Raw genomic sequence first — 21,755 nt, 5'->3', positions numbered from 1 at the left:
ATGCATTAATCATAAATCTTAAAATCTACCAATTGATGGTGCTTACGCGCATTAAAGAGCAGTGCTACCGCAGCCTTTCCCAACTCACGAGGTTGGAGGTCAATCCGTTCACTGCGTTTAAGTAACATTCCCATCAGCCGACTATTGTTAAAACAAGCAATCGGTAGTGTAAAAGATTGTAGCTGATGATTAAGCCGACCGAATAAGAGGTCATCATAACAAATAATACCGTCAATCTTCGGATGAGTATTTAAGTAATCCTTAATAGCCGTTCCCTGGTTCTCTGACCAAGTAGCTGCTTGCAGATGACGAGCGGCCATGCATTGTCGGTAACCTCGACGACGATCAACTTCATAGGGCCAATTTGTCCCGGCATCCAAGAAGAGCGGATGTTTTACACCATGGTGATCAATTAAGTGAGCCGTCGCTGCAGCCCCCGCCGCTACGTTATCGTTGTCAACATACCGATCCTGATGTCCATTTGTTGGTCGACCAATAACCACAAAGTTTAAATGATGTTCCCGCAGGTACGCAGTCACTGGGTCATTAGGCATTGTATAAAAGACTAAGAAATTATGAACTTTAGATTGGGTAACCATTGATTTAACACTTTCCAAAAGATCGGCCGTGTTTGGTGCAATTGCCACCACCATTTCGTAATGAAGTGGCTTCAGGGCACTACTGATCCCCCGCATTAGGTCAATATGAAAAGGATTAGCCGGCGCTGTACTGCTAGTCACCGGAAAGATCAAGCCTACCATGTTTGACTCACCACGCGTCAAATTCTGGGCATTATAGTTCGGCTGGTAGCCAAGTTTATCTGCTATCCGCTTTACCTTCCGCCGAGTTGCCTGACTAATTCGTGGATTATCATTCAAGGCTCGAGAAGCAGTCGACACTGATACCGCCGCCTCACGAGCAATGTTCTTAATGGTTGCCACGTTTTTCACCCCTATCCTGAATTGAAACAAACTCATTCAATTCTAACAGGTAGAGCCCCATTTGGACAACTGGCATTGGCTGCATAATGTTTAATGCCTCAGCATACAACTTTAGCTGGCCACTATACTTTTGCATAAGCTGCTTAATACTGGCCTGCTTAGGTGATCTTACATGGTCGGTTTTATAGTCCACTAGGATAATACCCGAATCCGTCACCAAGTAACCGTCAATAATCCCGTGAATTAAGACCTGGTCATCATCGTTAGCGGCAATTTCACTAAAGGGTTCGTGCCCGTTCATAATCATTGCGAAGGGTTCTTCACGGTGATAATTTTGTGGATTAGCAAGAATCTGGCGACCGACCGTAGTCTTAAAGAAACCACTAATCCCAGCAATATTAATCTGCGATGCCACGGCGGACGAAATAAGGCCCGCTTTGGTCAGTTTTGTAATTTTGGCGGTCACGTCACTAACTGTAACCTTTCCCTTATTTAAAGGAAGTTTTTGAAAAACGAGGTGAGTAGCAGTCCCCACCTGAGTAGCATTTGGTTGGGCATCACCCTGTTGAATAAAATCAGGAACTGCAAAATCTGGATTGATGTAGATTCCTGACTGGCGTCGCTGTTGGCGCTTATTGCCTTTGGCAGAAGCAGTAGCGGTTAGCGAATAATCCGGTTGGCCCAGTCGTGGATCGTCATCTTCAAAGACCCGTTTGACATCCGTTACTGATTGATAAGCAGTCGTAACCGTCGCCGCTTGATGGGGATATTGGTAGGCCAAGACCTGAGTAACATCCAACTGCTTAGCCGGACTAGCTGCACTTGATTGTGAAAATGATTGGCCATTTAAGGTAGGCTGAGTTTTTTTAACTGTCATTTGTTGAATAGTTGTTGCATCATAAGTCACTACATGAAATTTAGCATTGGTGGCTTTTACCCGACTGGAACCAGCTAGGGCACTATCAGTCAGCGTTGTTGCCCCCGTGGTCACCTGCTTGGCAGTAAAGCCATTATTTGAATTAGCATAGCGGGTTAAAGCCAAACCAATCCAGTCCATAAATGAATTAGCGTTGATTCGCAATTGCGGACTCAGCACTTGGCCGGTGCTCTGGTAAGCCTTTTGCCAGCGTTGCCAAGAACTAGCCAAACTCTTATTTTTAAGTTCTTCATTAAAAGAGGCCGTAATGTAAAGTTGCTGTTCTGCTCGGGTCAAGGCCACATATAATACCCGCAGATCTTCGGCACGTTCACTTCGCCCAAGCATATCTAAGGCAACCTGACGTTGTGGAGTATCGTAAACAACCCGTTCACGATCCATCCAGCGAATCCCCATTCCTGTATCGGGATCGATCACCGCGTTGGTCCGCTTAGCAGTGTTATTAAAACCGTGGGCCGCATCAATCAAAAAGACAACCGGAAATTGGAGACCCTTACTGCCATGAATGGTCATTACATTAACCGTATTAGCAGTTAACTGGGTCGGGGCCATCCCTAAGTCCTTGTCGTGTGCTTGCATCTTTTCAATAAAGCGAATGAACTGGTAAAGACCCTTAAAACTAGTCTGCTCATAATCATGAGCTCGTTGATAAAGAGCATGTAAGTTAGCCTGACGTTGCTGTCCCCCACGCATGGCACCAACATAGTCAAGATAGCCTGTCTCTTGGTAAATCTGCCAGATCAGGTCAACCAAAGTCTGCTGACGGGCCGTCTGCCGAAAGCGATTGAGTTGGTTCAAGAAATGAGTCAATTTTTGATAAAGTACCTTTTGCGCCGGTGGGGTTAGTAGTTGGTCAGCTTTTCGATATGGACGCATCTTATGATGATGAGCATAAGTCGTCATAAAGGTCTGCAAGGCGGTATAATAATCCGCTGCCCGGTTCTGAAGACGGATAAACGCTAATTCTTGGTTAGATAATTCGACGATCGGTGAACGCAACACCGCCACCAAGGGAATATCCTGATGAGGATTATCAATAACCTTTAGCAAGGATAGCATGACCCGTACCTCGGTCGCCTGAAAATAGCTTTCAACGTCATGAACGGTCAAGGGAATGGATAGCTTGCTAAACTCTTCCATCAAAGTATTGTTGATTGCTTTCGTCCGTTCCAAGAGCACGATGTCACCGTATTGAAGATCACGCATCTGTTGGTGGTCAGGATCATAAATTTGATGGTGACCTTCAACAAGCTGTTTAATCTTATTTCCAACCATCCGAAATTCACCAACCAGTTTATCATTCTCATGATCGGTTTTCTGAGCGTGATCATTCTGGTGAGCGTTGGCATCATATAGTAATACTTCAACTGGTTGAGCTTGATTTTGAGGATTGTCATAATAATGAGCCGCGTATTTCAATTCCGCATCTTGGTCGTAGGCAATTTCACCGACTTCTTGATCCATCAATTGACCGAATAATAAGTTGGTAAAGTCAGTGATGGTATTCATTGAACGAAAATTTTCACCCAGAACAATTGCTTCATCGTGGGGATTCTTTTGGTAACGTCGATACTTATTGAGGAAAAGCGAAGGATCCGCCTCCCGGAAGCGGTAGATCGATTGCTTAACATCCCCAACCATGAAGAGGTTATGGGCCTGTGGACGTGCTAAGCGCATCAGAATGCTTTCTTGAAGTTGGTTGGTATCCTGATATTCATCAATCATAATTGCCTGATAATGGTTTTGGAGATTAGCAACTAGCGTCTGCCAGTCGGTATTTTCCTTAGTTGGTGTCAATATTTGATAAGCGTAGTGTTCAAGATCACTAAATTCCATCAGGTGACGATTGCGTTTTGTTTGCTGGTACTGTTCTAGGAACTCCTGAGTAACTAAACTAAGCTTGGTCAATAGGGCATGAGCATGATGAGAAACAGCTCGTAACTGGTGTTCGTCATAGGCAAAGAACTGTTCATTGAGCTTAGCAAACTGTTTCTTAGTAGCATCCCGACTAGCCTTAATAGCCGCATGGTCATCTTTAAATTCTTTCTCAGCTTTTGTTAGGCGGGGCATGCTTTCAAAAGATAAATTCTGAAAGGCCAGCCGGAGCGTATCCCAACTGACTGGCACAAACAGGTTGAGAACCAGCTGCAATTGCTGCTGGTCAGCAACCAAAGTCTGATGAGTTGTCACCAATTCTCCTTTTTCAGCCTGGCCGGCAAGCCCTGCTAATTGTTTCTGCAAGGTAGTTACTCGCTCAATTAACTGTTCGTCAGATAATGGTTGAGCTAGGTAATCTTTGACCAAGAAAGTCCATTGCTTCTTAATATTCGTTCGTTGCTTCTTGAGGTCATTGTAAATTGCTAGTTGAGCCTGGTCATCCTTAGGCCGTCCACGAAAGGCGCCAAATTTAACTTGCTGGAGAACTACCTTCACTTGGTCAGTAGTCTCCCCGTTTAGGGCCGCGATTAACTGCTGGAAATCCGCCCGATCTTTTTCTAGGGTTGTTGCATCCTTGTCCAAGCCAGTATCCTGAGCCCGACGAATGGCTTCGTCATCATCATGCTGTAACTGCTGTAATTTTTCTATTAATACCGGCTTTAAATTTTGCTGGTAAAAATCAGATTTGAGGATTGGGCCATTACCAAGTTCATAGTTTTGCGGCAACTGCTGCAACCACTTTTTAGGCTGTGCTTGTGCATTGGCAACCTCATACAGACGCAAAACGAGGTCATCCAGGCCTTGGTCATCTCGGTCACTAGAAAAGTTCAATACTAATTGCCGAAAAGAAGCGGTCTCAGTGCTTGCCTCATCCGCTGTTGCATAAAATTGTTCACTGACCATCCGCCAAACATCTTCTTCCAACAAAAGGCGTTCAGTATCATCGGTCAATAAGCGAAACTGTGGATCAAGATCGATTAAGTAGTAATAATGCCTGATCAAACGAAGGCAAAAAGCATGGATCGTACTAATGTCAGCGGTGGGTAGCAGGTTCATCTGTTTAACCATCCGGTCCCGAATAGCTTTGGGTTGACGCGGATCTTGGGCTATTTTTTGTAGGGCTTGGTGAATCTTGTCTCGCATATTTTTGGCAGCCGCATCAGTGAAGGTTACCAGCAGCATCCGATCAATACTTTGCCCTTCTTGGAGTAATTTGATTACCCGATTTACTAGGACAGCCGTCTTCCCAGAACCAGCCGAGGCGGAAACTAGGATATTCTTTCCCCGGTCATTAATCGCCTGAGCCTGGGCCGCCGTTGGGTTAAATGACGCCATGATTAATCTTCTCCTTTCCCATCATCGTGGTGCTGGGCCTGATCAAACTTCTCTCGAGCAATTTGGGCATCTAAGACGTGATAAAGGCCCTGGTCAAGCATGTTATCAAACTGATAAATATCTAAGTAATCGGTATAATCTAACCCGGTCTGACGAGTACTACCATCAACTAACCGGTATGGGTTAAGTTTTAGTTGACCGCTAAGGATTGCTTGTCCGGCTGCCACGATTAACCGTCGATTGTTATCTTGGAGCCACTTTAACTGGTCAGGTGTCACCAATAAGGCCCCTTTCCCCGGCTTAAGATTTTTGTGCAGTGGGTAAACCAAGTCTGCTTTGCCCTTTTGCGCAAGATTATTAAGCAGGGTTGGATTATTTAGCAATATTCCTTTGTACTGGTGGGCCTTCAGTCGCAATGTAGTTAATCGTTGTTTCACGTGTAACGGTGATACCTTAGCTAGCTTAGTCGCCGAAATGGTTGGATTGTTAAGGTGTAGGTAAAGTGCACCCGCCAGGTCAGCATGGGTTAAATTGAGCTTACCCAGGTTAGCTTGTAACCCACTAAGGTAAGTTAATAACTGAAGAGAGAGGCCATAATAAGCAGCCGTTAAATCAAAGGTCCGATCGCCAGATTTGTAATCAACCACCGTCAAATATTGGTTATGGTCGACATCGATTTGGTCAACCCGATCAATTCGACCGCGGAGATGAATATGCCGGTGCCCATCAAGCGGGTAATCCAATGCCGCAAACTCAGCCGGTCCCTGGTCACCAATTTGGCCAAATTGAATTTCCGTCGCTCGTGGAACAAAATGGGCATTAGCAGCTTGCTGACAGAGTGTCTGCAACATGGTTTTTACAATCGTGGTAAGCTGTTGGTACTGAAAGCGAGCCTGGGCCGAAGCACTGACCAAGCGTAGTAACTCTGGCTGCGATTGATCAGCCGCATCCAGGGCTTGACTGGTAAAACGAGCTAAGTCACTCTGATGAACTTTTTGACTTAAATCAGCAAAACTAAAGCTTGATTGCCGAACCAGATTAACAAACACCTCCATTGCCCGGTGGAAGTAAGTTCCAATCCGATCAGTCGACATTGCCAGTTCATCCCGTTTTTTCAAACGCAAGCCATATTTTAAAAAGTATTCATACTGGTTTACATAAAAATCTTGTAACTGTGAAATGGAAGCGTAAAGGACCCGTTTCCCACCGTTTACCGTTGTATGCAGGTAAAGAGCTTGAGCCATTTGAGAACTAATATTTTTAGTTTGGTTATGGTAGGCAAAACCTCGGTGAATTACTCTAAAGCGCTCCTGCAATACTGGATCATGTTTAGCCAATTGAGCCAACACGCCTGCCACACGACGCCAACCAAGTGGTAATTGCGGCCGCTGACCAAGCTGTACTCCTTGATCATCACTTAATTGACGCATTACCTGAACTAACTGACTAGTCGTTGCCACCGGTGCACTCACAAAACGTTCGGCAGCCTGTTGCCCGGCGGGACTAGTAACCAAAGGAACCCGATCAATATTAATTTGAAAGTACCGGGCTGTATCTCGAAGATATGGTGACATTTGCAATTCTTTGCCTTCATCACCAAATTGAGGCGCAGATAAAATTAATCGTTCCTGAGCTGACATAAAGCCTTGGTAATGCAATAAGGGCTCGGCAGCAAGCTGATCACTGGTTGTTGCCGGAAGATACTGACAATCCTGATCCAAATATTGGCTCAGAATGTCGCGATCACTATCCGTTAGTAAGGTATCATCATCAGGTGCTTCCGGCATCACGTCATCAGTAGCTCCAATCACAAAAACAATCCGATGAGACTGGCTTTGAACGATGCCGGTTTCTGAAATCACGACTTGATCAAGAGTCGCTGGAATCTGTGAATATTGGGCCGCAGCAAAGCCAGCCTGGAGCAACTCACTAAAGTTAGTCAACAAAGCTTCACGACTATCATTCCCTACCTGTTGGTCGCCTAAAATAGTGACGTATTCTTGGAGAATCTGACAAAAGGTTGACCAGACCTGTTTAGGCTGTCGAGCTAAATCAAGATTGCCTGCCGTATCAGCCTGGTACTGTTGCCAAGCATAGAGACGGTCGGTAACCCCGTTGTCAGTCAAAAATTGGTAAAGTTTTGTGGCTAATTCACGACCCGTCTGGATCTTTTTTAGGCTATCAAAGAACGGAACCAGTGTTTGACCAACAAAGGTTCGAATCAAATTTAACTGGTCATTGACCCGCTTTTGCCGGCGGGTAAGGTTTGTTCCCTTTACCCGCCAAAGAGTGGTCACTTCTTGGGAATCATGAGTTACCCACGCATGTTTGCCTTCAATTGCCTGCTTCAAGCACCAATTTTCGGTAGTAAAAACTGCTTCCGTCAATTGATTCTGATCAACACCAGCCGGTAGCAACAACCAGGTCTTGAGTAGTTGGATAATATCAGCAGTTCGGTACCCATGTAATGGAATCTTTAATAAGGTTAAAAGTAGTACAACCAAGGGATGATTATCCATTCGTCGTTCATGGTCATTAAAAATGGGCACTTGATGAGCATGAAATACGGGAGCAATCATTGTTTGGTAGCCATCCAAATGCCGACTCAATATCAAGAAATCCCGATAACGGTACTTACCACTGGCGACTAATTGCCGAATCTGAGTAGCTACATTATTTAGTTCAGCAAATCGATTGGGAACTGACTGGATCTGAATACTTGACGACCTTGCTAAGGGATGACCAGCATCGAGATCGAGGGGCACCGCAGCATAACGCCGAAAGAAATGATCGAATTCTTGTAAGTCAGCGCTGACTCGGGGACGTTGAGCGTAAACCACATTGTTCAATAGTTGCACTTCTTTGGGATGAGCACGGGCAAATTTCCACAAACGGTGATATTGCATCGCCGCTGGGTAAAAAAGACTATTTCGATTAGGTAATTCGCTGGTGGATGGGTGCCGCTGGTCTGGATATCCCCGATCCAACGTCAACGAAATCGTCGTAGAAGCAGCGTTCAGGATAATTGCGTCTACAATTTGTTGCTCACCAGCGGTAAATTGGGTAAAACGATCAATGAAGAAATGCAGGTGTTGACTAGTCGGTTCCTGGTAAAAATACTGAGCCAGTTGCTGGTAAAGCTCGTTATTCCCTAAAAAATGTTTTTGCAAACGCAATTCATATGATCGATAGATTAAAGCTACATCGTGCATTTTGGCTGACCAAACCGGACTCACCTTAATATTTGGATCAGCTTGGGCCTGTTGGATGATCGTGGCAAAGTCATCTGCCGTGATGTTCGATGACTGTAATTCCTCTAACTGCGCCGTCAGTTTCTGGACAAAGCCTGGTTGCTGAATTTCACTAGCGTAAAGGTGTAACTCGTCTCGGTGCTCTTGTAAGATCTTGGTGGTCAGCATTGCCATGCCGATCTTTGATAGTCGGGTCCGGCGAAATAACGGTGTATCACGTAAAAGGAACCAAGCTAATCGACTAAATGATAGTACCTGGACTCGATTAGCGGCGAACCGTTCCTGATTATTTTTACCTTGACGTGCTCGCAAACCAGCCAACACATGGATTTCAGTCTCAAACTTAATATGGTTAGGCACAATATAGAAAAAAGTGTCACCGGCTGGGGCCGTCCGCAACTGGTCGGCAAGTTGATCAATCAACACCTGCTGGTGATCAACGGCTGCCGTCCCTAAAACAAATCCTAGGCTTCCCATTTTTAACGTCCTTTCACGATAGATTAGTATTTTAATTTTAGCACACGAACATATGTTCAGACAATAAAAAAGGAGACTGGGCATAACTCAATCTTCCTTCTATGTTTTACAAAAATACTGCAATACAAATTATAAGATTGGCGACAACAACCGGGAAAAACGTTGTTTGAAATGCAACCAACGCGATTGGTGATCAAACCGTTCCTTAGTCATGACTCGACTAACCCGGACATCGTCCATGAAAATCCACTCTAATCGGTCTGTCGTTTTTCGATCATAAATAAAAGTGTTGATTTCGAAGTTCAGCTTAAAACTGCGAAAATCCATGTTAGCCGAACCGACAGAAGCCATCCGGCCATCAATCATCATTGCCTTCGCATGAAGAAAGCCATCCTGGTAAGCATAAATCGTTACCCCTTCATTGGCTAACGCACGCGCATAATACTGGGTTGCACGGTAAACGAAGGGATGGTCTGGTTTGCATGGGATCATGATTCGGACATCAATTCCAGAATGGACCGCTACCCGTAAGGCATCAAACACACTATCATCAGGAATCAAATAGGGAGTTTGAATCCAAATATGATCCTGTGCAGCATTGATCAACCGTAAATAGCCTAGTTTAATTTTCTCAAGAGATGCTTCGGGGCCGCTTGAAACTACCTGAAGAGCAGTGGTTCCGTGACGGACTTCGATCTCCGGAAAATAGTTTCGGTAGTGTGCTAGTTTCTCCTCAGGTTTATTAACAGAAGCATTCCAATCACTGATAAAACGACGCTGAAGGCCATATACTCCACCACCGATAATCCGGAGATGAGTATCACGCCAGTTGCCAAACTTTTTTACCCGTCCTAGGTATTGGTCACCGACGTTAAAACCGCCAACGTAGCCAACCTTGCCATCGATAACAACGATCTTTCGGTGATCACGATAATTTAGTCGAAAATCAAAGAAGTTATTATGGGTTAGTAGGAACTGAGTTGCATAACCACCCTGTTCACGCAAGCCATCATAGAAACTAGATCGCACCCCCATCGATCCCCAAGAATCATAAAGTACCCGCACTTCGACTCCCTCACTGGCCTTGCGTTCTAAAAGTGTTCGCAATTGATTACCGATCTGATCATTGTAGATCGTGTAGAATTCGATGTGAATACTCTGGGTAGCCGCCGCAATTTCATCAAACATTTTACGAAAGAGCGTATTACCATCAGTATAAATATCAACATGGTTATGACGACTTAAGAAGGAATTGTCCAGATCTTGAAAGAGCATGATTGTTCGTCGATAAATTTGAGTGACCTGGTGACGCGGCTTGGGCATCGAAATGAATTGTTGTTTTTGTCGTTCAAGTGCCTTCCGTAATTTCAACTGGGTCTGTGACTTCATCAAGTTTAACCGTCGATGAGGCAATTTCCGCCCCAAAAAGGCGTAAATAATAAAGCCAATTACCGGAATCAAAGTCAACACCAGTAACCAGGCCCAGGTGGCAGCAATATCGCGCTTTTCACGAAAGACGGTATAGATTGCTGCTATTTCGTTGAGAACTATAATCGTTAATAATACCCAACGCACGATTGCCCAGGTCAAAGCCATCTCATTCACGCCCCTTTTCCGATTAAGCATAATTCTATTTTAACGCACAGCTAACCAATCTAATAGCAACATGGCCATTGAATTGTGTTATTTTAAGGATATCAAATGCAAAGGAGACCTGAATTTTATGCAACAAATCTACCTTCGTAAAGCAACCTTAGCCGACCGCGATATTATCATGAAAATCATTAATGAAGCTAAAGCCACTCTTAAAGCCGCTGGCAGTCCCCAGTGGCAAGATGGTCACCCCAATTTGACGATGATTACTGAGGATATTTCCCGGGAAATCGGCTGGGTTCTGGTTATCAATCACCAGTTAGCCGGTTACACTGCCATGCTGCTGAAACCCGAGCCTGATTATCAAGTCATTACCGATGGTCATTGGCAGGTACCAGACCAACCTTACGCTACTTTCCACCGGGTCGCTATTAGTGATCATTTCCGAGGACAGCATTTAAGTCGGTTTATGTTTTCAAACTTGTTGACAATTGGTATTAGCCTCGGCTTCCATAACTTCCGCCTCGACACCTTTAAGAAAAACGTTGCCATGCAGACACTGGCTAAAAGTTTTGGCTTCGTTGCTCGTGGCCACGTTGAGGTAAAGGATAAGATTAATCCCCACCGGATTGGGTTTGAACTTAACCTTCAACCTAAACAGTCACCACTCCACCACATCACCAACGATTTCATGGCCCCACTCACCCATCGCCAGCATTAATAATTTAAAAACAAAAAAGTCGGCCAAGGTGACCGACTTTTTCTATTCTTAACCCAGTAGATTACTTATCTTCTTTGTCAGTAGACTTGTCATCTGCTGGTGTGTATTCTTTGCTATCATCACTAGCGGCATCCTTGGCATCCACAATAACCAACTTGCCATCCTGCATTTCAGCAACCAGGTGCTTAGCATCAAGGTGGTCAAGGTAGAAGTCAGTGACCTTGTCACGGATTTCCCGTTCGATAACCCGACGAAGTGGACGAGCACCCATTGCCTTGTCGTAGCCCTTGTCAATCAAGAACTTCTTGGCGGTTGGTGTTACCTTAACATCCATTCCTTTCTTAGCCAAAGTCTTGTTAACGTCAGCCAGCATCAAGTCAACGATCTTTTGCAGATTATCCTTCGTCAAACTGTGGAACTCAACGATGGCATTGAACCGGTTGAGGAATTCTGGACGGAAGTAATTAGTTAACTTCTTGATTAAGTCTTCCTCATCTTTTTCGTTGCCAAGCTTTACTGGAGCATCATTAGAGTAGCCAGCATTAGAAGTAGCAATGATGATTGTGTTCTTGAAGTCAATGGTATTACCCTGGCCATCAGTCAAACGACCATCATCAAGTACCTGCAACAAGAGAGTAATAACTTGTGGGTTGGCCTTTTCGATTTCATCTAGCAAAATGATGGAGTATGGGTGCCGACGTACCTTTTCCGTTAGGGTGTTGGAATTGTCATCGTAACCAACGTAACCAGCGGTTGTCCCAATTAACTTAGAAACAGCTGTCCGGTCAGAATATTCGGACATATCAAGCCGAATCAGGTCATTCTTGGAGCCAAACATGTCGAGAGCCAATTGCTTAGCCAGTTCGGTCTTTCCAACACCAGTCGGTCCAACGAAGAGGAAGGAACCAATTGGTTGGTCGCCTTCGTCAAAGCCAGCCCGGTTCCGCCGAATAGCACGTGATACGGCTTCAACGGCTTCATCCTGACCAATGACTTTGCCTTCTAGCCGCTTATCCATGTCCTTTAGCCGTTCAACATCAGAAGCACCGATCTTAGAAACCGGAATACCCGTCATCTGTTCAACAGCATTAGCAACGTCGGCTGGAGTTGCGGTTACTTGTTCGTCTTCAGAATTTTGACTCAATTGTTTCTTCAAGTCCGCAATCTTATCCTTTGCAGCTTGAGCAGCCTTGTAGTCTTCCTTCTTAGCTGACTCTTTCTGTTTCTTTTCTTCGGACTTAATCTCAGCTTCAATCTGTTTTGCATCATGAGCCGGATGTTTAGCGGCCAGGTGAGCGGCTGTCATATCGATCAAGTCAATTGCCTTATCTGGCAGTGACCGTTGTGGCATGTATTGAACGGAGTAATCAACAGCCGCCTTCAAAACATCGTCAGGTAATTTGACGTTGTGGTGCTTTTCATACAAGCTCCGAATTCCCTTCAAAATGGCAACCGTATCAGCCTTGCTAGGAGCATTAACCGTTACCGGGTTAAACCGCCGTGCTAAGGCAGCATCCTTCATGATGGTGTTCCGATATTCATCCTGAGTAGTAGCACCAATTACGGTAATTTCGCCCCGAGACAAAGCCGGCTTAATAATATCTGCCATCCCTTTAGAGCCACTGTCTGAACCAGTAGAACCAGCACCGACAATTTGGTGAATTTCATCGAAGAACAGGATTACATTCCCGGCCTTCTTAACTTCATCAATTAGTTTCTGCATGTTTTCTTCAAAGGAACCCCGGTATTGAGTACCGGCTTCCAAACCGGAAATGTCAATACTGATGATCTCCTTATCCTTAATTGGTGCAGGGACGTCACCGTGAACGATAGCTTGCGCCAATCCTTCAACGACAGCCGTCTTACCAACACCGGCATCTCCAACTAGGACTGGATTGTTCTTAGTTCGCCGACTTAAGATTTCGGCAGTTTCTTGAATTTCCTTATTCCGACCAATGACCGGGTCAAGCTTACCTTCCCGGGCTTCTTCGGTCAGGTTACGACCAAGCTTCTTCAACAGGCTACCCTTATTGTTATTAGCTTGTTGACCAGGTTGACCGCCTTGTGGTGCTGCACCACCAGGCAACTGTCCAGTCCGCCGGTATTCAGCAAATTCTTCTGGTGTTACTTCACGACCGTTAATTAGGTAACGACGATTTTCTGAATTGTAGCCATTCATGCCACCCATTAATTGGTTAAAGATGTCATTCATGTCGCTGTTAAATGGATCCATTGGATTTTGAGCCATTATGCAGTACCTCCCTTAATAATTAGTTTTTAATATTTAATAATCAATTTACTAGCTATTGCTACGACGACTGATCACGATCTTGCTCCAGATAGTGCGTCTCTAACTCACGGAGAACCTCCCACATGGCTTCGTGTTGAGCACGGGCCAATGCGTCCAGGTCACGCAAATTTAACGATGTGGAACTCGATTGTTGTTTATTGAAAGATTTGTGGAGAGTCGTGTAGCCATAGCCGGAACGCTTAGATACCTGGTAGATCGTCAACTTGTGGACCTCCAAGTAACGTTTAATATCGATCCGCATCGCTATCCACTTCCTTCACAGTTATTATTATACCACATTTGTGATATAACACAAGTGTAATATATGAAAAATGTGATATATTTTTGATTTTTTTAGTACCTTATTGTTAGCACTAAAAAACAGGCCAAAATCATCCTTAAGTTGTCCTTTATTAATAAAAATTAAATTCTTTCTAATTTTACTATTGACTTTTATTAGAAATACATTAAAATAAGAGCCAATCAGTTAATCAAAGGAGGTTATCAATGATGAATAACGCCATGCACCAACTGAAACACGCGTATGACTACTGGTTTAGCGAATCCTTATCCGCTAGCCAGCAGTGATTTCATCATTGTGCCCTTCCGGATAAGCCCCAAGTATCCGGAAGCCTTCTTTATATACTCATTCCAATCTGATGAAGGGTCCGGATACTGAAGCATTCAGTGTCTAGGCCCTTTTATTATTTATTAAGGAGGAGTTAAATTATGCCTACTACTAAACCCACAATTATGAAAAAGCTTAATAAGAATTTTGGTCGTCTCAAGCCGGTTGGTATCCGGGAATTTGATTATCACGCTAGTACCATTCCTGGAATCGTCAAATTAACTTTGGGTGAACCAGACTTTAATGTTCCCGAGCCAATGAAACAAGCCGCTATTAAAAGTATCAAAGACAATGATTCACATTATGCACCTGGCAATGGGACCGTCGCCCTGCGTAAGGCAATCGCCCACTTCATGCAAGATCGTTATGGTTTAACCTATAATCCTGACAATGAAATCGCCGTCACTGTTGGGGCAACGGAAGGAATCTATGCCTCCCTTACTACGGTGATTAACCCAGGTGATGAGGTTCTAGTTGCCACACCCACCTTTCCGCTTTACATGGCTGTCACCACGCTGTTAGGTGGGAACCCAGTCGAAATCGATACCAGTGCTGATGATTTTATTTTGACTCCCACTAAGCTCAAACAAACTCTAGCCGCTCATCCAGATGCTAAGGCATTAGTTCTTAACTATCCGTCCAATCCGACTGGCGTAACCTACACTCGGGATCAAATTAAAGCCTTGGCCAATGCCGTTAAAGACACCGACCTGGTAGTGATTGCCGACGAAATTTACTCCGAGCTAGTTTACAATGGCACTCATACCTCAATCGCTGAATTTATTCCCGGTCAGACATTAGTTCTCAACGGCGCTTCTAAGTCTCATGCGATGACCGGTTACCGAGTCGGCTTCATCGCCGGTCCAAAGGAATTAATGGGTCCGGTTAGTGCTGCCCACGCAATGATGGTCACCGCTGCTTCTGACCCTGCTATGGCCGCTGCTACAGCTGGCTTTGCAACCAAAGAAGGAAAGCAAGCTACGCTGAAAATGAAAGCTGCTTATCAAGAACGGCGAGACTTCCTGGTAGCTGCCCTACGCAAACTCGGTTTTACCATTACCACCCCTAACGGTGCCTTCTACGTCTTTGCCAAGTTACCAGCTCAGTTTGGCACCGACGACATCAAATTTGCAACCGACTTAGCTGAAAAAGGTAAGGTAGCCGTCATCCCAGGTGCTTACTTTGGTGCTGGCGGTCAGGGCCATCTGCGAATCAGCTACGCAACCAGCCTTGCCAACATCAAAACAGCAGTTAACCGAATTAAGGAATTTATAGATGAGGAGAATTAATATGACCAAGATTCTAATGACCAGTGTTCGAGATGATGAACAGCCGGCAATTAAAGAATTTATGAAAAATCACAATGATGTAGAGATCGAGACAACTCCCCAGCTCATCAACGAAGCAGTGGATCTGACTGCCGATGTCGATGGTTTGGTTATCCAGCAGCGTACTCCAGTAGCTCCGGATGTTTACGCCAAACTAAGAGCAAACGGGATCAAACAACTTGCTACCCGAACTGCCGGTGTTGACATGGTTGATGTTGCTGCCGCCCGCCAAAACGGACTAATCGTTACTAATGTTCCGGCTTACTCTCCACGCAGCGTTGCCGAGCATGCCTTAATGCAAATTTTCCGCCTATTACGAAAATCTTACCGCTTTGATACCCAAGTTGCTAACAACGACTACCGGTGGTTCAGTGACGAACAAGCATTAGAAATTCATACCGCCACAATCGGTATTATCGGTGTTGGCCGAATCGGCGGCACCCTAGCTAAATTGCTCAAGGCTCTTGGCGCAACCGTTCTCGGCTTTGATACCAAGCCCCGTGATGAAATGAAGAACATCGTCGAATACACTACTAAAGAGGACCTGTTGAGGCGTTCCGATGTAGTTACTCTCCATGTTGACCTCAACCCGACCTCTGAAGGCCTATTAACTGCTAAGGACTTTCAATTGATGAAGCCAACTGCAGGACTGGTTAATGCCAGCCGAGGTCCAGTTGTTAAGACAGCCGACCTGATTACCGCATTGAAGAATGGTACTATCGCCGCCGCAGCACTAGATACAGTCGAAGGTGAAGGGCCGGTCTTTCAAACCGACCGCCGCAAGACAGGGTTAGCTGATGTGCCACAAATTCAAGAACTTCATGATATGGACAATGTCATCTTGACGCCCCACATTGCCTTCTTCACTAACCTAGCTGTTAAGAATATGGTCGACATTTCTCTCAATGATGTTCTCCTAATTCTCAATGGAAAGCCATCCCCACATGAGATTAAATAACATTAAAAATTACCCGTAGAAAATTTGATTACTTTCTGCGGGTAATTTTACGTCAAATAGCGCTTAGGCATTAAAATTGCGCTTCCTAACTTTCTCCACTACACTAAAAGAAAAAACAAGGGAGTATTTAATATGAGTACGTATAAAGTAAAAGCCACTAAAACGACTACCGGAATGCAGGTTTCTGCCGGTACCCGGGGATTTGAGATCACCTTTGATGAACCAAGCAGTACCAACACGGGAATGAATCCCGTTGAAATCCTGTTAACTTCATTCGGTGCCTGCCAGGCAATTACTGCCACCGAATTAGCCCGACAACGTCATTTTAATCTCCAATCTTTCTGGGTTGAGATTGAGGGTGATCTCGGCCATGAAGATGTTGCTAATGGTGACAATCGCTACAAGTTTACCGAAATTCGTTATCAACCACACTTGCGCAGTAACGAGTCTGATGAAGATATCAAAAACTTTTTAGCTGATGTGGCTAAAAAGTGCCCAGTTGAAAATACTCTTGCCTTTGGTACTAAGTTCGTTCCGGATGGCTTTGTAAAAGAAAACTAACATTACTAAAAAATGAGGCTAACGATTAGCCTCATTTTTTAGTACGTCTGTTGTTTCGGTGTTTATGATGCTGGGCCCAACCGGTATTGCGTTCCCAAAACACACCATCAGTATACCCTTGAATTTTCTTATCATGATCGGCTTTGAGTAGACGATAAGCTCCCCAAGCAGTGTAAAGTTTACTCTGTTCGACCCCAACGTAATGCCGACCCAGCTTTTTAGCAGTCACCAGACTAGAACCCGCTCCAGCAAAGGGATCGAGAACTAAATCGCCGGGATTCGAACTGGCCAAGATTAACTTAGCCAGTAATTTCTCTGGTTTCTGAGTCGGGTGGCCAGTGTTTTCGGCCATCGACCAATAAGGAATCGAAATATCATCCCAAAAATTAGAGGGCATCGTGTCGCGAAATCGTCCTTGAGCTGTTTCTTGCCAGTCCTTAGCCTTACCATTTTCACGGTAGGGAGCGATTACTTGTCGCCGCTGTCGAACCGCATCAACATTAAAGGTGTAATGCTGCGGATCACAAACGAGGTACCAAATGTCTTCCATCCCGTTCTTCCAATTTGATTTAGCACCACGTCCCTTTTCCCGCTGCCAGGTGATCCGATTCTTAATCGTAAAGTACCGTGCTAAGACTGGTGCCAAAACCATGCTGGTCGCCCAATCAGCAAAAACATATACACTAGCGTGGGCTTGCAATTTAGGTAACAAGGCTTTGATCCAGCGCTGAGTGAAGTCTTCATATTTAGACGAAGTCGTCTTTTTAAAATTAAGGCCGTTGTAACGTTTATTGAGATTATATGGAGGATCCACCAACGCTAAGTCGGCAAAATGATTCGGCATCTTTGGTAAAACTCGGAAGGCATCCCCAGTAATCGTTTGATCCACCAACTGATCCAACGTCCCGAGATCATCATCAATCGTTCGAATCTGTTCTAGCACCCCGGCTGGTGCGTTACTTAATGAAAAATCAATGGTTTTATTGCGAGCTGACTTCACCACATGGGTCCCCTCCCTTTATAGCTTTAATTATAGCAAAAGGCTGATCAAAATGAATTGCTCATCTTGACCAGCCTTATTAATTAAAATTTTTAGCTAAACTCGCAGCTTTTATTATTAGTAAATACCATCATAAGCCTTTTGGTAAAGGTTAATGATATCTTGCTTGTTACCCTTCCGTGGGTTAGAGAAGGCGTTCCCATCCTTAAGAGCATTTTCAGCCATCAATGGGAAGTCTTCCGGCTTAGCACCAATCTCCTTGATTGATGCTGGAATGCCAACAGCCTTGCACATCTCACGCATCCCATCAATTGACTTTTGAGCGGCTTGCATAGTCGTTAAGCCAGTAGTGTCGTAACCCATAATCCGTGCTAATTGAGCGAACCGGTCTGGGCAAGCAATGATGTTATACTCTTCAACCGTCGTTAACAGCAAAGCACAGCAGACACCATGAGGAGCATCGTACTGACCACCAAGTTGGTGAGCCATAGCGTGAACGTAACCCAGGTTAGCATTGTTAAAGGCCATTCCAGCAAGCATTTCAGCTTCTACCATCTTAGTCCGTGCTTCCACGTTTTGGCCATTAGCAACGGCAGCTGGTAATGCTTCCTGGATCAGTTGAATAGCTTCCTTACACTGACTGTCAGTAATTGGGTTGTGGTCGACGGAAACATATGGTTCAATTGCCTGAACGAAGGCGTCACAACCAGTAGCAGCAGTTACAGACTTTGGAACACCTAACATCAGCATTGGATCATTGAAGGATACCAATGGAATATTACGCCAGGAAACAACCACGAACTTGAGGTGGTCTTTTTCGTTAGTGATAACGGCGTGCCGGGTTAATTCAGAACCGGTTCCGGCAGTCGTGTTAACAGCCATGAGAGGCGGGAGTGGGTTCTTCAGGGTCTCAATTCCGGCTAACTTGGTGATGTCATCACCATTAGTCAGAATGATACCGATTCCCTTACCACAGTCGTGAGAGGAACCCCCACCAACAGTAATAATGGAATCACACTTTTCTTCTTCATAGACTTTCTTACCAGCTTTAATGTTACGAATCTTCGGGTTTGGTTCAACTCCATTAAAGATAGCGTAGTCAACCCCGGCTTTTTCCAATGATTGACGCGTCTGAGCAACTGGGCCATTTTCAATCTTTTCCAAGTTTTCCTGGGTAACAATTAATGGCTTGTGCATGTTTAACATCTTTGCACGGTCACCAATCTTCTCAATTACGCCAGGGCCAAAGAAGTTCACACTTGGCATTAAGAAATCAAATTGTCTATTCATAATAGATTAGCCTCCTCGTGGCATTTGAATACGTTTCCATAATCCCATAATTTGAAATCAATTTCAAGGCATTTAAAGCCGCTTTTGTTCATTTATGAACAAATTTATTTTATTATTCCGTGCAACATAGCGTTATTTAACTGTAAGCGCCATCAAATGATAACAAAATAAATTAAAAAAGACCATCAACTATGATGGTCGTGATTTAATATATAAGTTTATTAGTAAAGCTATTTAACCAATTAATTGCATAATTTTTCATTTATGATATGGCAAACCATTAATAATCGTAAAAGCGCGGTAAACCTGTTCAGCCAAAACCAGACGCATCAATTGATGAGGGAGAGTAAAGCGACCAAAAGAAATCTGCGTATCCGCCCGCTTCAAGACGGCTGGACTTAATCCTAGGGAACCACCGATCACAAAGGTAATATCACTGTGCCCATAAGTGGCCAACTGGTTAATTTCTTTGGCAAACTGTTCAGAGGTTCGTTCCTTTCCTTTAATTGCAAGAGCATAAACATACTCCTTGTCCTTGATCTTAGCCAAGATCCGTTTACCCTCCTTAGCCATTACTTCATCCATTTCTGCTTGGCTCAATGACTCGGGAGCTTTTTCATCGGCGACTTCAACAATCTTAAACTTGCAAAACCGGCTTAATCGTTTCGCATACTCGGCAATCCCGGCTTTAAAGTACTTTTCTTTCAGTTTACCAACACCAATTATTTTGATATTCACTGTCTATCCACCGCTTTCCACATTTTATCCACATACTTATCCACAGGTGCATAACTTTTATTAGGCATTTAATGAATGTTCGGCCAAAATAAAGTTAATAAAGCCCTTTCTGAAAAAACAGTTATCCACAGTTTTCCACAAAAACAACCGTTCGGTAAAAGTCAGCACTAGCCCTTTAATATCAAGCAATTAGCGCTTCTTTAAGTCTTAAAAGTCCACTTATCAACAATGCTGATAAGTATCTGTGGATAACTTTTCAACTTCACTTATCCTTGTTATAAAAGCATTCTTCAGATTTTTCTTTATTCAGTTTGATTTATCCACGGACTTATCCACAGCTCCTTATTTTAGAATACTTTTATCGAATTCCCATTAAAAATACCACGGAACGTGATAATCAGGCAACTTCTCGTGGTCACTTAAACTTTTTAATACCATTTAAATCAAATTGTTCGTTTTATTCCAATCAAGTAATTTCAATTAGGCATATTGATGAGCGATCTTTCCACATACCGCCGCTACAATTGCTGCTAATAAGTCATCAATAAAAGTATTAACATGATGCGAATCAGTATCATATTTAGCTAGGATCCCCTTCTTAACCCGATCAAAATAACCGAAATTAGTTGTGCCGATCGTCCCATAAATATTGGCAATCTGGAGTGCCAGTGTTTCATCTACCCCAAAAACGCCAACATCATTTCTAATAATGCTTGATAATGGTTCAGCAATTTGACCGGCCTCGGTTAAACGATCAAGCTCTAGCATCACCATGGCATTGTTAAGGAGTTCGCGTTTATGAAGAGCATCTGTTAAATATTTCCGACACCGATCGGCCGTCAGTGTTGGTTCAAATTTCTTTTGAGTTTGGTAAATGATGGCTACTAAGTCTTCTAAATCAACGCCCCGTTCATGAAGACGATTGACAACAAAGTTATAAGCCTTAGTATCCGGATACTTAAACTGCGGATTATTCATTATTCTCACTTCCTTTAATTTAATGAAAAAAGCTCAGGGAACATCCTGAGCCAATTTTTATTGTCCACCATCCTGACTATTCTGGCTGTCATCATTCGTGGCCGCCTTTGTCAGGTGAATGGTACTCGTCTGTTGTTTTCCATTGCGGTAATAGGTAATTTTAGTACTATCCCCAACTTTATACTTGTAGAGCGCAACCTTAAGGGTATTTGCATTGGTTATCCTTCTATTACCTAATTGGGTAATCACATCATATTGTTTAAGGCCAGCATTAGCAGCCGCAGAGCCATTTGCTACCTGCATCACAACAACCCCACGGGTAACGCTAGAAGGCAGTTTTAAAACTGACTTTTGCTGATCAGTTGTAACATTACTCAGGTCGACCATCCCAATTCCCAGGGCTGGACGTTCAATCTTACCGTGCTTGATTAACTGATTAATAATAGAGACAACCTCATTACTTGGAATGGCAAAGCCCATCCCTTCAATCGAAGAACCCTGGTTATCAGAAGACAGTTTCATCGAGTTAATTCCAATGACCTGACCAGCCATATTAATCAACAAAACCAGTACCTAGACCATTGATCATACCACCAAAAATCGCACAAACTAACGGATCAAGGTGCATATTGATTGGATGAATTAGGTGCACTTAATTCCGCCAAAGATTTACAAAAAGAATTAGGAATCGATTCAGATTATGAGACTGCTGTAATTGTTGCAGTTGGTCATGCAGCTGAAACACCTGAAGAAGATCGTAGTAATCGTTATAAGGTAGTTAGAAAATAAAA

15 protein-coding genes and 1 pseudogene are annotated in these 21,755 nt (G+C 43.9%); 5 read left to right on the top strand and 11 right to left on the bottom strand.

Annotated elements, in window-relative coordinates:
* Positions 1-5: 5 nt before the first annotated feature.
* From ACEYV4_RS01960 to cls, 4 genes are all read right to left on the bottom strand, one after another.
* Entirely contained in the window at positions 6-941 is a 936-nt protein-coding gene (locus tag ACEYV4_RS01960; RefSeq protein WP_373841762.1) for a LacI family DNA-binding transcriptional regulator, read from the bottom strand.
* Positions 928-5,151, bottom strand: coding sequence for a helicase-exonuclease AddAB subunit AddA (addA, locus tag ACEYV4_RS01955; protein ID WP_373841761.1), 4,224 nt, complete (start codon positions 5,149-5,151; stop codon positions 928-930). Before addA ends, ACEYV4_RS01960 begins: the two co-directional genes overlap by 14 nt.
* Before the next feature lie 2 nt (positions 5,152-5,153).
* The gene (locus ACEYV4_RS01950; protein ID WP_373841760.1) at positions 5,154-8,879 is read right to left on the bottom strand and encodes a PD-(D/E)XK nuclease family protein; all 3,726 of its coding nucleotides are present in this window, start codon (positions 8,877-8,879) and stop codon (positions 5,154-5,156) included.
* A 129-nt stretch (positions 8,880-9,008) separates the two neighbouring features.
* The gene (gene cls, locus ACEYV4_RS01945) at positions 9,009-10,475 is read right to left on the bottom strand and encodes a cardiolipin synthase (RefSeq protein WP_373841759.1); all 1,467 of its coding nucleotides are present in this window, start codon (positions 10,473-10,475) and stop codon (positions 9,009-9,011) included.
* A gap of 127 nt (positions 10,476-10,602) precedes the next feature.
* On the opposite strand from cls, the gene ACEYV4_RS01940 reads away from it, so the two are divergent.
* Entirely contained in the window at positions 10,603-11,193 is a 591-nt protein-coding gene (locus ACEYV4_RS01940; protein ID WP_373841758.1) for an N-acetyltransferase family protein, read from the top strand.
* Positions 11,194-11,254: 61 nt separating this feature from the next.
* On the opposite strand, the gene ACEYV4_RS01935 is transcribed toward ACEYV4_RS01940, so the two are convergent.
* Both ACEYV4_RS01935 and ACEYV4_RS01930 read right to left on the bottom strand, forming a co-directional pair.
* The gene (locus ACEYV4_RS01935; RefSeq protein WP_373841757.1) at positions 11,255-13,441 is read right to left on the bottom strand and encodes an ATP-dependent Clp protease ATP-binding subunit; all 2,187 of its coding nucleotides are present in this window, start codon (positions 13,439-13,441) and stop codon (positions 11,255-11,257) included.
* A 61-nt stretch (positions 13,442-13,502) separates the two neighbouring features.
* Positions 13,503-13,745, bottom strand: a complete 243-nt coding sequence (locus tag ACEYV4_RS01930; protein WP_373841756.1) for a transcriptional regulator — start codon at positions 13,743-13,745, stop codon at positions 13,503-13,505.
* A gap of 467 nt (positions 13,746-14,212) precedes the next feature.
* On the opposite strand from ACEYV4_RS01930, the gene ACEYV4_RS01925 reads away from it, so the two are divergent.
* The 3 genes from ACEYV4_RS01925 (at position 14,213) to ACEYV4_RS01915 (ending at position 16,958) form a co-directional block, all read left to right on the top strand.
* Positions 14,213-15,400, top strand: coding sequence for an aminotransferase class I/II-fold pyridoxal phosphate-dependent enzyme (locus ACEYV4_RS01925; protein ID WP_373841755.1), 1,188 nt, complete (start codon positions 14,213-14,215; stop codon positions 15,398-15,400).
* 1 nt (position 15,401) lies between these two features.
* Positions 15,402-16,397, top strand: coding sequence for a D-2-hydroxyacid dehydrogenase (locus ACEYV4_RS01920; protein WP_373841754.1), 996 nt, complete (start codon positions 15,402-15,404; stop codon positions 16,395-16,397).
* 132 nt (positions 16,398-16,529) lie between these two features.
* A complete protein-coding gene (locus ACEYV4_RS01915) occupies positions 16,530-16,958 on the top strand; it encodes an OsmC family protein (protein WP_373841753.1) in 429 nt (142 codons plus the stop codon).
* A gap of 31 nt (positions 16,959-16,989) precedes the next feature.
* On the opposite strand, the gene ACEYV4_RS01910 is transcribed toward ACEYV4_RS01915, so the two are convergent.
* The 5 genes and pseudogenes from ACEYV4_RS01910 to ACEYV4_RS01890 all read right to left on the bottom strand — a co-directional run.
* On the bottom strand, positions 16,990-17,958 hold the full coding sequence (locus ACEYV4_RS01910; RefSeq protein WP_373841786.1) for a site-specific DNA-methyltransferase: 969 nt from the start codon (positions 17,956-17,958) through the stop codon (positions 16,990-16,992).
* A 117-nt stretch (positions 17,959-18,075) separates the two neighbouring features.
* Positions 18,076-19,248, bottom strand: a complete 1,173-nt coding sequence (locus ACEYV4_RS01905; RefSeq protein ID WP_373841752.1) for an iron-containing alcohol dehydrogenase — start codon at positions 19,246-19,248, stop codon at positions 18,076-18,078.
* Positions 19,249-19,506: 258 nt separating this feature from the next.
* On the bottom strand, positions 19,507-19,986 hold the full coding sequence (rlmH, locus tag ACEYV4_RS01900) for a 23S rRNA (pseudouridine(1915)-N(3))-methyltransferase RlmH (protein ID WP_373841751.1): 480 nt from the start codon (positions 19,984-19,986) through the stop codon (positions 19,507-19,509).
* Between the two features lie 480 nt (positions 19,987-20,466).
* Complete coding sequence (locus tag ACEYV4_RS01895) at positions 20,467-20,964, bottom strand: phosphatidylglycerophosphatase A (RefSeq protein WP_373841750.1); 498 nt, start codon at positions 20,962-20,964, stop codon at positions 20,467-20,469.
* Between the two features lie 57 nt (positions 20,965-21,021).
* Positions 21,022-21,525 (bottom strand): annotated as a pseudogene (locus ACEYV4_RS01890) (S1C family serine protease); the annotation flags it as partial.
* Between the two features lie 72 nt (positions 21,526-21,597).
* Here ACEYV4_RS01890 and ACEYV4_RS01885 point away from each other — a divergent pair.
* On the top strand, positions 21,598-21,753 hold the full coding sequence (locus tag ACEYV4_RS01885; RefSeq protein ID WP_373841749.1) for a hypothetical protein: 156 nt from the start codon (positions 21,598-21,600) through the stop codon (positions 21,751-21,753).
* The last annotated feature ends 2 nt before the right edge of the window (positions 21,754-21,755 follow it).

It is taken from the genome of Limosilactobacillus sp., assembly GCF_041859915.1.
GTDB lineage: Bacteria > Bacillota > Bacilli > Lactobacillales > Lactobacillaceae > Limosilactobacillus.
The sequence above is the reverse complement of the archived record's forward strand: the minus strand, read 5'-3'. Positions and strand labels throughout refer to the sequence as shown.

Coding starts and splice junctions, on each gene's coding strand:
- ACEYV4_RS01925 (WP_373841755.1), top strand. CDS start 14,213: ATGCCTACTACTAAACCCACAATTATGAAAAAGCTTAATAAGAATTTT.
- ACEYV4_RS01935 (WP_373841757.1), bottom strand. CDS start 13,441: ATGGCTCAAAATCCAATGGATCCATTTAACAGCGACATGAATGACATC.
- ACEYV4_RS01920 (WP_373841754.1), top strand. CDS start 15,402: ATGACCAAGATTCTAATGACCAGTGTTCGAGATGATGAACAGCCGGCA.
- ACEYV4_RS01930 (WP_373841756.1), bottom strand. CDS start 13,745: ATGCGGATCGATATTAAACGTTACTTGGAGGTCCACAAGTTGACGATC.
- cls (WP_373841759.1), bottom strand. CDS start 10,475: ATGGCTTTGACCTGGGCAATCGTGCGTTGGGTATTATTAACGATTATA.
- addA (WP_373841761.1), bottom strand. CDS start 5,151: ATGGCGTCATTTAACCCAACGGCGGCCCAGGCTCAGGCGATTAATGAC.
- ACEYV4_RS01895 (WP_373841750.1), bottom strand. CDS start 20,964: ATGAATAATCCGCAGTTTAAGTATCCGGATACTAAGGCTTATAACTTT.
- ACEYV4_RS01915 (WP_373841753.1), top strand. CDS start 16,530: ATGAGTACGTATAAAGTAAAAGCCACTAAAACGACTACCGGAATGCAG.
- ACEYV4_RS01905 (WP_373841752.1), bottom strand. CDS start 19,248: ATGAATAGACAATTTGATTTCTTAATGCCAAGTGTGAACTTCTTTGGC.
- ACEYV4_RS01950 (WP_373841760.1), bottom strand. CDS start 8,879: ATGGGAAGCCTAGGATTTGTTTTAGGGACGGCAGCCGTTGATCACCAG.
- ACEYV4_RS01940 (WP_373841758.1), top strand. CDS start 10,603: ATGCAACAAATCTACCTTCGTAAAGCAACCTTAGCCGACCGCGATATT.